The 12,845-nt window shown below is 72.0% G+C and carries 7 protein-coding genes; all 7 read right to left on the reverse strand.

The window, feature by feature from the left end; translation table 11 throughout:
* Window positions 1–147: 147 nt before the first annotated feature.
* Window positions 148–3,255 carry a glycoside hydrolase family 78 protein gene (locus E1281_RS29800; RefSeq protein ID WP_131883048.1) on the reverse strand — a complete coding sequence of 1,036 codons (3,108 nt, stop codon included), beginning with the start codon at window positions 3,253–3,255 and terminating at the stop codon, window positions 148–150.
* A 109-nt stretch (window positions 3,256–3,364) separates the two neighbouring features.
* On the reverse strand, window positions 3,365–4,780 hold the full coding sequence (locus tag E1281_RS29805; RefSeq protein ID WP_131883049.1) for an L-fucose/L-arabinose isomerase family protein: 1,416 nt from the start codon (window positions 4,778–4,780) through the stop codon (window positions 3,365–3,367).
* Between the two features lie 13 nt (window positions 4,781–4,793).
* Window positions 4,794–6,860 (reverse strand): bifunctional aldolase/short-chain dehydrogenase, encoded by a 2,067-nt coding sequence (locus E1281_RS29810; RefSeq protein WP_131883050.1) that lies wholly within the window; start codon window positions 6,858–6,860, stop codon window positions 4,794–4,796.
* A 20-nt stretch (window positions 6,861–6,880) separates the two neighbouring features.
* Window positions 6,881–10,105 (reverse strand): family 78 glycoside hydrolase catalytic domain, encoded by a 3,225-nt coding sequence (locus E1281_RS29815; RefSeq protein ID WP_131883051.1) that lies wholly within the window; start codon window positions 10,103–10,105, stop codon window positions 6,881–6,883.
* Between the two features lie 27 nt (window positions 10,106–10,132).
* Window positions 10,133–11,347, reverse strand: coding sequence for an L-rhamnose isomerase (gene rhaI, locus E1281_RS29820; RefSeq protein ID WP_131883052.1), 1,215 nt, complete (start codon window positions 11,345–11,347; stop codon window positions 10,133–10,135).
* An 11-nt stretch (window positions 11,348–11,358) separates the two neighbouring features.
* A complete protein-coding gene (locus E1281_RS29825) occupies window positions 11,359–11,697 on the reverse strand; it encodes an L-rhamnose mutarotase (RefSeq protein WP_131883053.1) in 339 nt (112 codons plus the stop codon).
* Window positions 11,698–11,710: 13 nt separating this feature from the next.
* Window positions 11,711–12,808 carry a rhamnose ABC transporter substrate-binding protein gene (gene rhaS / locus E1281_RS29830; RefSeq protein ID WP_131883054.1) on the reverse strand — a complete coding sequence of 366 codons (1,098 nt, stop codon included), beginning with the start codon at window positions 12,806–12,808 and terminating at the stop codon, window positions 11,711–11,713.
* Window positions 12,809–12,845 lie beyond the last annotated feature (37 nt).

Raw genomic sequence — 12,845 nt, forward strand, 5'->3', positions numbered from 1 at the left:
GGCCTGCACGAACCGCCTCCTGGACAGTTCACTCATCTCGGGCTCCTCAGGGGTGGGACGAACGGAGGATGACGTGACGGAGCCGGATGGCGGGGAGTCCGGCGGCGCGGGGGCCCGGTCCCTTCGCCGGGCCCCCGCGCGGACGGGTCAGCTCGTGGGGAAGCTGCTCGTGGTGAAGGCGTACGAGCCGGAGCCGACCTCGAAGACGGCGGCGCCGTCCTGCATGCGCAGGAACGTCGCGCCGCGCTGGGAGACGTCGCCGGCGTCCGCGGCCGGCACCCAGACCTCGGCGGTGGTGTTGACGGGGACGGAGACATGGAGCGTGAACCGGTCTCCGCGCAGCGACCAGCGGGTGCCGACCGGCCCGTAGACGGAGTCGTAGGTGGCGTCCGCGCGGCGGACGTCACCGCCCGGCCTGGGCCGGATCACGGTCCGGCGGTAGCCGGGCTCACCGGCGCTGATGCCGGCGATGTGCTGGTACATCCACTCGCCCACGGCGCCGTAGGCGTAGTGGTTGAAGGAGTTCATCGCCGGGTCCTCGAAGCCGCCGTCCGACTTGATGGAGTCCCAGTGCTCCCACATCGTGGTCGCGCCCTTGCCGATCTGGTAGCCCCAGGACGGGTACGTCTTCTGCTGCAGCAGCCGGTAGGCCACGTCGGTGTGCCCGGTCTCCGTGAGCACCGGCAGCAGTTCCGGCGTTCCGAGGAACCCGGTGGACAGGTGCCAGTCGCGCGCCTTGATCAGCTCGACGAGGCGGTCGGCGGCCGGCTCGCGCGCGTCCTCGGGCAGGACGCCGAACGACAGGGCCAGGGCGTAGGCGGTCTGGGTGTCGCCCTTGATGCGGGCGCCGCCCTCGGTGACGTAGGCCTCGTTGAACGCGGCGCGGACCCGTCCGGCCAGGTCGTCGTAGCGCTTGGCGTCCGCGTCCCTGCCCAGCGTCCGGGCGGTCTCGGCCACCAGCGCCGCCGAGTGGGCGAAGTAGGCGGTACCGATGACGTCCTTGGGCGTCTCCGCGTCGACGTTCAGCCAGTCGCCGTACCCGGACGCCGGGCGCAGCAGCCCTTCGCTGTGCTCCTCCAGGTAGGTGATCCACTTCTGCATGGCGGCGTAGTTGTCCTCCAGGACCCGCCGGTCGCCGTACGCCTGGTACAGGTTCCACGGGACGGTGACGCCCGCGTCGCCCCAGCCGGCCGAGCCGCCGCCCAGGAAGCCGACCTTCGGCGCGACGTCCGGGAACGCCCCGTCGGCGGGCTGCGCGTCGCGCATGTCCTGCATCCACTTGGCCAGGAAGCGGGCCGACTCCATGTTGTAGGTGGCGGTGCGGCCGAAGACGTTGATGTCACCGGACCAGCCCATGCGCTCGTCGCGGGCCGGGGTGTCGGTCGGGATGCTGAGGAAGTTGCCGCGCTGCCCCCACGTGATGTTGCGGTGAAGCTGGTTGAGCATCTTCACGTCGGTCTTGAACGACATCGTGAACGGCTCGGAGGTGTGCATGACCCGTCCGGTGACGGCGTCGAGGTCGGGCGTGCCGGGGTAGCCGGTCACCTCCACGTACCGGAAACCGTGGAAGGTGTAGCGGGGGGTGTAGGTCTCGGAGCCGCCGCCCTTGAGCGTGTAGGTGTCGGTGGCCTTGGCCGTGCGGAGGTTGGCGGTGTAGAGGGTGCCGTCGTCGTTGAGCACCTCGCCGTGCCGCAGCGTCACCTTCCGCCCGGCCTCGCCGGACACGCGCAGCCGCACCGTGCCCACCATGTTCTGGCCGAGGTCGACGATGTGCACGCCCGGCTTCGGGCTGGTGATCTCGACGGGTTCGATCTCCTGCTCGACCCGGGTGGGAGCGGCCGCCTGGGCGACCGGGAGCGGATCGGCCTCCTCGTTCAGCAGGACCGGCTTCCAGCCCCGCGCCTCGAAGCCGGGACGGCTCCAGCCGGGGGTCTTGCGGCGGGCGTCGTACTCCTCGCCCATCAGCAGATCGGAGCTCTGCACCGGCCCGACGGCGCTGCGCCAGCTCGGGTCGGTGGCGATCGTCTGGGAGGTGCCGTCGGTGTAGTCGATCCGGAGGTGCCCGCGGAACCAGGGGCGGTCGCCGTACTGGCCGGGCCCGAAGATGGCGATGTGCCCCGCGTACCAGCCCGGCGCGAGGGTGGCGCCGATCGCGTTGCCGCCCCTGCGCAGCAGCCCGGTGACGTCGTAGGTCTGGTACTGGACGCGCTTGGCGTAGTCGGTCCAGCCGGGGGTCAGCTCGTCGTCGCCGACGCGGCGGCCGTTGATCTCGGCGGCGTACACGCCGAGCGCCGTCGAGTACAGGCGCGCCCGTGCGACCTTCTTCCCGACGGTGAAGTCCTTGCGGAGCTGCGAGGTGAGCCCGTCGGGCCCGGACGAGCGCGTCTCGAAGCTGAAGCGGCGGTCGCCGGCGACGGGCTCGCCGTCCCTGTACGCCTGCCCGTGCTCGTAGCCGTCCTCGGTGTGGCCCCACCAGCCGATCTGCCCGGACGGCTCGGACTGCTCGACGTAGTACGTCCCGGCCGGAGCGGGCGAGTCGAGCGTGAGGGTGGCCTCGGCGTTGTCGGAATGGTCCTCGACGCGGCGCTGCACGAGGACCTCGCCGCCGGGGCCCTTCTCGCGGAGGGTGAGGGTCACGTCCGCGTCGGACGTCTGCCACGTCGGCATCGGGATCGACACCGCCGTGACCGGCTTGTCGGAGGTGAACGTCTGCCCCTGGGTGCCCTCCTTGAGCTGCGAGGGGTCGTTCTGCCCGGTGAACGAGGTGGGCATCGGCAGCGGCGCGTCGTGCCCGATCCACTTCCCGGCGAGGTTCCTGCCGTCCATCAGGCCGGTCTCCCACCAGGTGGTCCTGCTCCAGCCGGAGGGACGGCCGTTCCCGTCCCACACCCGGACGGACCAGTAGTAGCGGGTGCGGGGCTTGAGCCGCGGCCCGGCATAGGGGACGAGGACGGACTGGCCGGACGTGACCTTCCCGCTGTCCCACACGTCAGGGGACCCGAGCCGTCCGGGCGAGGACGCCACCCGAACCTCGTACGCGGACTGGACCTGCCCGCGCCTGGACGAATCGAGCCGCCAGGTCAGCCGCGGATGCGCGGCGTCGAGGCCGAGGGGGCGCTCGCCGTACTCGGTTCGGGTCTCCACGACCCGCACGGCGCCGCCGGGCGAGGCCGCCGCGGGGACGGCGGCACCTCCGCCCGCGATGAGGAGGACCGATGTCGGAAGGATGAGAAGTCGGGACGGTGTTCGCCGCATGGGCTTCCTCCGGTTTTCGGGCAGGGCGGACCGAACCCGCGGCCCTGTGGGGCGGGGCGCGGCTCGCCGTCACCTCAGAAGTGGATCCCCCGATCCTGTGCGGTGTGCGTCAGGGCCTCACCTCGATGAGCTCGATCTCCAGCAGGTCGGCGAGGGCCTTCAGGTCGGCGATCCGGTGACCGGTGCCGAGGGCCCAGTGGTGGGAGATCCCGGTGGCGCTCCACGCGTCGGTCCACTCGCCGGGATCGCAGCCGAAGTCGACGCGGGACGTGGTGTTGCCGATCCGCAGGTGCGGCCCGTCCACGGTCTCGCCCTCGGACGCGGCGAACGCGAACCGGCCGTCGCGGCGCTGGATGATCCCGAACGCGGTGACGGGGCCGTGCCGGACGTCGAACTCGACCGACACGCCGTAGCCGCGCTTGCCGTGGTAGACGCCGAGGCCGCGCAGCAGCGGGCGGCGGGCGCTGATCGCCAGGTGGGCGGGCCCGTCGTGGCCCATCTCGACGTGGCCGCGGTGGAAGTCCAGGGCCTGCAGCTCGGTGAACGAGCCGCCCGCGCCGAGCCGGTCGGCGATCAGCATGGCCAGGGACGTGCGCAGCTCGTACTCGCCCGCCGCCGGGACCCCGCGCGCGGTGAGCAGCGAGGCGCCTAGGATCATCCCGGCGCCGAGCCGCTCGTGGATCTCGCCGTCCAGGCCGCGGTGGTAGTAGGCGAGGCTGTCCAGCTCGAAGTCGTCCACGAGCCGGTCGAGCCCGGCGGAGACGCGGGCCGCCCAGGCCAGGTCGCCGTCGTCGACGGACGGGTCCAGCTCGAAGACCTTCTCCGCCTCGGCCCTCTTCGCGGCGGCCTCGGCGTCGGTGACCTTCTCCACCCGGACGCGCAGGTCGTCGAACTCCAGCACCTCCACGTGCCCGCCGAGGTTGGCGCTGACGAGCGTCAGGTCGGTGGAGACGTCCAGCATGCCCGGGTAGAGGTGGCCCATCAGGCCGTGCCGGCCCCTGCGCAGCGCGGCCCTCACCCCGGCGGCGCGCACCCAGCGGCCGATCCTCGTCCAGGCCCGCTCGTCCTCCAGGTATCCGGAGACCGAGCGGAACGGGACGCCGCAGCGCTCGAACGCGTTCGCCATCTCGGGCAGCGGGCAGGCGCCGCAGTAGGCGAGCCACTGCCCGGTGTCGAAGGCGGCATGGTCCATCGACTCGGTCGGCTGCAGATTGATCAGCAGGACCGGGGCGTCGGCCCTCTGCGCGACGGGGACCAGCATCGTCGCGGTCATGTACGTGGTGAGGAAGCCGACGATGATGTCGCACCCGGCCGCGCGGAGCTTCTCGGCGGCGGCCGCTCCCTCCTGGGCGTCGGAGATGAAGCCGGCGTCGACCACCTCGGCGCCGAGGCCCCGCATCCGCTCCGAGACCCGTTCGGCGGACCGCTGGAGCTGCGGCAGCAGGTCCGGGAACTGCGGCCAGTAGGCGCCGAGCCCCCCGGCGACCAGGCCGACCTTCACCGGCGGTGCCGTGCTGTCCGTCATCGCTGTCTCTCCTTCACCTCAGGAACGCGGCGGCGACGCCGGCGTCGACGGGGATGTGCAGGCCGGTGGTGTGGGTCAGGTCCCCGCCGGTGAGGGCGAAGACGGCGGCGGCGACGTGCTCGGGCAGCACCTCGCGCTTGAGCAGCGTCCGCTGGGCGTAGAACTCCCCGAGCCTCTCCTCCTCGACGCCGTACACGGCGGCGCGCTCGGCGCCCCAGCCGCCGGCGAAGATGCCGGAGCCGCGCACGACCCCGTCGGGGTTGACGCCGTTGACGCGGATCCCGTGCTCGCCGAGTTCGGCGGCCAGCAGCCGCACCTGGTGCGCCTGGTCGGCCTTGGCGGCTCCGTAGGCGATGTTGTTCGGGCCGGCGAACACCCCGTTCTTGGACGAGATGTAGACGATGTCGCCGCCCATTCCCTGCTCGGTCATGACGCGGGCGGTCTCGCGGGAGACGAGGAACGAGCCGCGCGCCATGACGTCGTGCTGGAGGTCCCAGTCGGCGGTGGTCGTCTCCAGCAGCGGCTTGGAGACCGACAGCCCCGCGTTGTTGACGACCAGGTCGACACCGCCGAAGGCGAGGACCGCGTCGCGGACGGCGGCGGCGACCTCGTCCTCGGACGTCACGTCGGCTCCGGCGGCGACGGCGGCGTCGAAGGGGCGCGGGGCGCCCGCGCCGATCTCGGCGGCGACCTTCTCGGCCGCGGCGACGTCGCGGTCGGCGACGACGACGCAGGCGCCCTCGGCGGCGAGGCGGCGGGCCGTGGCCGCGCCGATGCCGGAGCCGCCGCCGGTGACCAGCGCCACCCGTGCGGCGAGCGGCTTCGGCGCGGGCCTGCGGCGGAGCTTGGCCTCCTCCAGCTCCCAGTACTCGATGCGGAACTTCTCCGCCTCGTCGATCGGCGCGTACGCCGACAGGGCCTCCGCGCCGCGCATCACGTTGATCGCGTTGACGTAGAACTCGCCGGCGACCCGCGCGGTCTGCTTGTCGGCGCCGAAGCTGAACATGCCGACGCCCGGGACCAGCACGACCGCCGGGTCCGCGCCGCGCATCGGCGGCGAGCCGGGGACGGCGTGCCGGTCGTAGTAGGCGGCGTACTCCTCGCGGTAGGCGGCGTGGAGCTCCCTGAGGCGGGCGCGGGCGTCGTCGAGCGGAGCGTCCGGCGGCAGGTCCAGCACCATCGGGCGGACCTTGGTGCGCAGGAAGTGGTCCGGGCAGGACGTGCCGAGCGCGGCGAGCCTCGGGTGCTCGGCGCGGGAGACGAAGCCCAGGACGGCCTCGCCGTCGGTGTAGTGCCCGACCTGCGGGCGGTCCGTGGACGCCAGCCCCCGCAGCAGCGGGAACAGCGCGGCGGCGCGGGCGTGCCGCTCCTCGGGAGGCAGCGCCGGGTGGACGACCTCGCCGAACGGGTCGGCCTTGCCGTGCTCGTCGATGTAGGTCTCGGCGGTGCGGATGATGTCGAGCGAGTTGGCCTTGCACTCCTCGCTCGTGTCGCCCCAGGCGGTGATGCCGTGGCCGCCGAGGATCACGCCGATCGCGTCCGGGTTCGCCTTCTTGATCTCGGCGATGTCCAGGCCGAGCTGGAAGCCGGGACGCCGCCACGGCACCCACGCGACCCGGTCCCCGAAGATCCGGCGGGTGAGTTCCTCGCCGTCCGCCGCCGTCGCGATCGCGATGCCGGAGTCGGGGTGGAGATGGTCGACGTGCGCGGCCTCCACCAGGCCGTGCATGGCGGTGTCGATGGACGGCGCCGCGCCTCCCATGTTGCCACCAGCAGGGCCGTGCAGGCAGTAGTCGAACGCGGCGACCATCTCGTCCTCGCGCTCGACGCCCGGGTAGACGCCCGCGAGGGCGCGCATCCGGTCGAGGCGGAGCACGGCCAGGCCCTTCTCGGTGAGGGTCCCGAGGTCGCCGCCGGAGCCCTTCACCCACATCAGCTCGACGTCGCGGGCCGTCACGGGGTCGGTGGCGGTCCCCTTCGCCGAGGCGTTGCCGCCCGCGTAGTTGGTGTTGCGCGGGTCCGAGCCGAGGGTGTTGGCCCGTTCCAGCAGCTGCTCCACCTCGGGTGGGGTGGACGTCATCGAACATCTCCCAACGTGCGTTACTTGCGTGCGTTGAATCGGTACGTCCCGGACACGGCCTCCAGCCGGACGACGCCGTCCCCGGCGCCCAGGACGCGGACGCCCTCGGCCGACCCGGCGGGCCGTCCGCTCTCGGTGACCCGCGCCGCCGCGGCGGCGGGCAGGTGGATCTCGGCGGTCGCGCCCACCGGGACGCTCACCTCCAGGGCGAACCCGGAGCCGGACCGCTTCCAGCGGACCGAGACCTGCCCGTGCGGGGTGGGCATCGAGGCGTTCACCGAGGTCAGGTCGCCGAGCGGTTTGGGAGCGATCTTGATCCGGTCGTATCCGGGCGCGGCCGGGCGGATCCCGGCCAGGTCCTCCTGGAACCACTCGCCGATGGCGCCGCCGAGGAAGACGTGGTCATGGGAGCGGGCGTCCAGGTCCCAGCGCTCCCACAGCGTCGTCGCTCCGTTGTCGACCCAGTAGCCCCAGCCGGGGTAGGTGCGCTGGGTGGCGACCTTGTAGGCCAGCTCGCCGTGGCCGCGCGCGGTCAGCTCGGTCAGCAGGTACTTGGTGCCGAGCGCCCCGGTGTTGAGGTGGTCGCCGCGCTCCCTGACGTCGCGGACGAGCCGGGCGGTGACGGCCTTCTGCGACTCTTCCGGCGCCAGGCCGAGCGCCAGCGCGATCAGCGCCGAGGTCTGACGGTAGCCGGGGTCGGTGTCGGTCACGTAGGCGTCGCCGCGCAGGAACTCCCTGTTGAACGCGTCCTTCATCGTCGCGGCGGCCGCGCGGTAGCGGGCCGCGTCGGCGCCGTGGCCGAGGACCTCGGCGATGTCGGCCATGACCAGGCTGTTGGAGTAGGTGTAGGCGGTGCCGTGCAGCCGCTTGTCCTCGGGGGTGTTGCCGCCGTACCCGGGGGCCAGGTAGTCGTTCAGCCGGCTGGGGTAGATGCCGCCGTCGCCGCGCTTGAGCCAGTCGTCGAGGTAGCGCCGCATCGCCGGGTAGTTCTCCGCCAGGACGGCGCGGTCGCCGTACCGCTCGTACATCAGCCACGGGATGACGGTGAACGAGGCGTGCCACGGCGGCGAGGGCCATCCGTCGCCGAGACCCCAGCCGTTGTCGGGGACGATTGCGGGGACCAGCCCGTCCGGTCCCTGGCTGTCGCGGTGGTCGGTCATCCACTTGGCGAACAGCCGGCGCAGGTCGTGGCGGCCCATCATCATCTCGGCCATGAGCTGGGCGTCGCCGGTCCACCCGTTCTTCTCGTACATCGGGGTGTCGGTCGGGATGCCGTGCCAGTTGTTGACCACGGTCTGCCGGGTGATCTTCTCGATCGTGTTGAACAGGCCGCTGGAGCTGCGGAACGTCCCGGTCGAGCGCAGGTCCGTCCGGACCTCGCGGCCGTCCAGGTCGGCGGCCGTGGGCGGCTCGCCGGGCCAGCCGGTCACCTCGACGTACTGGAAACCCTTGTAGGTGTAGCGGGCCTCCCAGCTCTCCTCGCCGCGCCCGGACAGGATGTACTCGTCGACCTGGAAGCGTCCGGTGACGTGTCCGCTCTCGGCCAGGACGGTGCCGTCGTCGTCGAGCCGCTCGCCGTACTTGAGGCCGATCTTCGTGCCCGCGGGGCCGCTCGGGCGGATGCGGGCCCAGCCGGCGATGTTGCGCGGCAGCTTGAAGACGTACGTCCCCTCCTTGGGATTGGTGACCGCGACCGGGCGGAGGGTGTCGGTGACCCGGATCGGCTCGTGCTCTTCCGGCACGATGGTGTCCGTCGGCGCGGGCAGGGTCGCGGCCCGCTCCCAGGAGGACGCGTCGAAGCCGGGACGGTCCCAGCCGCGCTTCTCCTGGCGGGCGTCGTAGGTCTCGCCGCCGTAGAGCGAGTCGTAGCGCACGGGGCCCTCGGCGTGGCGCCACCGGCCGTCGGTCGCGACGGTCTCGGTGCTGCCGTCGCGGTAGGTGACGACGAGCTGGGCCAGCAGCCGGGGCTCGGCGGTCCAAGGCGTGTCGTGCCAGTTCCACACGTTCTGCTGGGTCATGCCGTAGAAGCCGCGGCCGAGCCGCGCCCCGATCACGTTGCCGCCGCGCCGCAGCATCCGGGTGACGTCGCGGGTGACGTACTGGACGCGCTTGTCATAGCGGACGAAGCCGGGCTGAAGGACCTCGTCCCCGACGCGCCTGCCGTTCAGGCTCAGCTCGGCGTACCCGGCCGCGGCGGCGTACAGCCTCGCCTTGGCGATCTTCTTGCCGCGGACGGTGAAGTCGCGGCGCAGGAGCGGCTCGGGGAGGGTGGGCTTCTCGGGCTTGACCTCGCCCCAGGGGGCGCCTCCCCAGGCCGTCAGCACCTTCGCCTCCGCCCAGCCGGCGTCGTCGAAGCCGGCGGCGCGCCAGTCGCCGGACGGCTCCTCGTTCGCGGAGCGCCATCCCGCGCCCGTGTCGAACCGCGCCGGTTCCCGGCCGGGCAGTTCCAGCCGCCCGAGGAGGCCGGCGGGGCTCGGCCGGCCGTTGACGGCCTGGACGGCGACGACGTTGCGGCCCTGCCGCAGCTTCGAGGTCACGTCGACGACGATGGGGCGCTTCCAGTTCTCCTTCGCCGGGTCGGGGTCGCGTCCCCCGGCCTCGGCTCCGTTCACCCAGGCGGTGAAGCCGTCGTCGGCGGTCATGACCAGGCGGGCGCCCTGCGGGACCGCGGCGAGGTCGAACGTCCCGCGGAAGTAGCGCGCCCCGGCGGGCGCCTCCGTGGCCGGCTCCCCCTCCGGGTGCCAGATCCAGTCGGTACCGTCCAGGTCCGGCACGGCCGAGGCGCTCCCGTGCGCGCCGATCCACGAACCGCGCCAGCCGTCCTCGGCGAGCGCCGTCTCGAACCAGGTCTCCTTGCTCCAGCGCGTCCAGTCCCCCTCCGCGTCGGCGACCCTGACCCGCCACGTGTAGCGGGTGGCGGGCTTGAGCGCCGGACCGCCGTAGCGGACGTCGTAGGAGCGCGCCCCCGCCACGCTCCCCGAGTCCCAGACGGTGCGGCCCCCGTCGGCGGTGGCGACCGCGACGCGGTACGCGGTCTGCCGCTGGCCCCGCTCGCGCGAGGACAGCGTCCAGCCGAAGCGGGGCTCGGGAGCGGAGACGGCGATCGGGGTGGCGGCGTGCTCGGTCTCCAGATGGGAGACGCGCAGCGCCGCCCGCTCCCGCGCGTGCGCGGGGACGGCGAGGGCCAGGACGAGCCCGGCGGCGGTGACGGCGGCGGTCCAGCGGCGTTTCGAGGTGGGGGGCATCCTCGGTCTCCTTGTCGGCGGTGGTGGTCAGGCGCCCCAGCCGGCGGCCTGGCCGTCCTTGCGCTCCTCGGCGACACGCTCGTAGTAGCCGGACGCCTTGTAGGCGGCGACCGGGTCGGGGTGCAGGCCCATCTCCTCGCGGACCTCGGCCAGCAGCGGGCGGACGTCGGTGTTGAACGCGTCCATGAACACCGCGTTGGCTTCGAGCACGTCACCGGAGGACTGGGCGGCCGACAGCGCGCCGGCGTCCACGAGCAGCGCCTTGGCCGTGGCCTCCTGGACGTTCATCACCGAGCGGATCTGGCCTTGGATCTTCGGCTCGATGTTGTGGCACTGGTCGAGCATGAACGCCACGCCGGCTCCCCCGCGCTCTTGCCGGGGGGCGTGGGGGGGCGCCCCCCGGCCGGAATACGCGTCGTAGCCGCCGCCCCGCACCACCTCGTACATGATCCGAAACAGCTGGAACGGGTCGGCGGCGCCCACCATCAGGTCGTCGTCGGCATAGAAGCGGGAGTTGAAGTCGAACCCGCCGAGCTTCCCCTCGCGCAGCAGGAACGCGACGATGAACTCGATGTTGGTTCCGGGCGCGTGGTGGCCGGTGTCCACCACGACCTGCGCCTTCGGGCCGAGCTTGATGCAGTGCGCATAGGAGGCGCCCCAGTCCGGGACGTCGGTCATGTAGAACGCGGGCTCGAACAGCTTGTACTCCAGCAGGAACCGCTGGTCGTCGCCGAGCCGCTCGTACACGGCGGCGAGGGCCTCGGCCAACCGGTCCTGGCGGGCGCGGATGTCGTCCTGCCCGGGGTAGTTCGTGCCGTCGGAGAACCACAGCTTCAGGTCGCGGGAACCCGTCAGGTCCATGATGTCGACGGCTTCGAGCAGGTGGTCGAGCGCCTTGCGGCGGACGGCGGGGTCGGGGTTGGTGACGCTGCCGAGCATGTAGTCGTCGTCCTGGAAGACGTTGGTGTTGACGGCGCCGATCCGCACCCCCTGCTCCACCGCGTGCGCGGCCAGCGCGGCGTAGTCGTCCACCTTGTCCCAGGGGATGTGCACGGCGACGCGGGGCGCGACGCCGGTGTGGCGGTGGACCTGCGCGGCGTCGTCGATCTTCTCCCACGGGGTGCGCGGCACGCCCCGCTGGGCGAAGACCTTGAAACGGGTCCCCGAGTTCCCGTACGCCCAGGAGGGAGTCTCGATCTGCTGGCGCCGCAGGGCGTCCTTCACCGCGCTGGTGTCGTTCACGTCTACCTCTTTCAATCCAGGTGGAAGACCTCGGGGAGCGGCCGCATCCCCTCGTCGGGGCGGCCGTCGAGGTCCTCGAAGAACTGCGCCATCTCCGCCTGCCACCGCGCGTTGACCTCGGTGCGGGCCATCCGCTCCTGCGCCGCCTCGAAGTCGTCGGTCTCCAGGTAGCCGACGAGAAGGCCGTCCTCGCGAAGGAACAGCGAGTAGTTGTGCCAGCCGGAGTCGCGCAGGGCGGCCCGCATGCCGGGCCAGACCGCCTGGTGGCGCAGCTTGTACTCCTCCAGGCGGTCCTGCCTGACCTTCAGCAGGAAGCAGATGCGCTTCCGGCGCGAAGAATCCGTGTCCATGTGCGGAGCGGGCTCAGAAGTCGTAGTCGTCGATGTTCTTCTCGTCGAACACCGTCGGCGGGCCGAGGATGATCTCGCCCTTGGCGCCGATGCTGCGTTCGCCGAGCTTGCCTGCCTTGAACTTCTGGCCCTGCTCGCCGGTGATCTGGCCGGAGGCCAGCGCGCCCGCCGCGTATCCGGCCAGGTAGCCGAGGTTCGCCGGGTCCCACAGCGCGAACTTCTCGACCGTTCCGTCCTTGATGAACTTGCGCATCTGGTTCGGGGTGCCGAGGCCGGTCAGCGCGACCTTGCCCTTGTACTCGGAGCCGGAGATGTAGCGGGCGGCGGCGGCGATGCCGACCGTGGTCGGCGAGATGATGCCCTTGAGGTTCGGGTACGCCTGAAGCAGGCCCTGGGTCTGCTGGAACGACTTCTGGTCGTCGTCGTCCCCGTAGGCCACCTTGACGAGCTTCATCCCGGAGTATTCGGGCTTCTTCAGCTCGTCCTTCATGAACTCGATCCAGGCGTTCTGGTTCGTGGCGTTCGCGGTCGCCGACAGGATCGCGATCTCGCCCTTGGCGCCGATCTGGTCGGCGAGCAGCTTGACCTGGCTGCGGCCGATGTCCTCGGAGGAGGCCTGGTTGATGAACACGTCCCGGCAGTCGGGGTTGGTGTCGGAGTCGTAGGCGACGATCTTGATGTCCTTGGCCATCGCCTGCTTGAGCGGCCCACACACCGCGTTCGCGTCGTTGGCGGCGATGAGGATCGCGTCGTGCTGCTGCTGGACGAGCGTGTTGATGTAGGAGACCTGCGAGGACGCCGAGGCGTCGGACGGCCCGACCTCCTTGGCTTCGGCGCCGAACTCCTTGGCGGCCGCGATGCCGGCGTTGTCGACGATGGTGGAGTACGGGTTGTTGACCTGCTTCGGCAGGAACGCCAGCTTCAGGTCCTTCTTCATCGGCGCGTTCGGGTCGGCCGTGGCCTCCCCGCCGGTGTTGCCCTCCCCGGACGCCGACGAGGAGTCCTTGGTGGTTCCGCCGCAGGCGGCCAGGCTGAGGGCCAGGACGCCCACCGTGGCCGTGGCCCCCAGTCGGGCCGCCAGCCGTCGCGGGGCGCGCAATCGAGTGGTCATCTCGGTGCCTTTCGAATATCCGGGTCTTGCTTCGGGG

This window comes from Actinomadura sp. KC345, assembly GCF_004348515.1.
Taxonomy (GTDB): Bacteria; Actinomycetota; Actinomycetes; order Streptosporangiales; family Streptosporangiaceae; genus Spirillospora.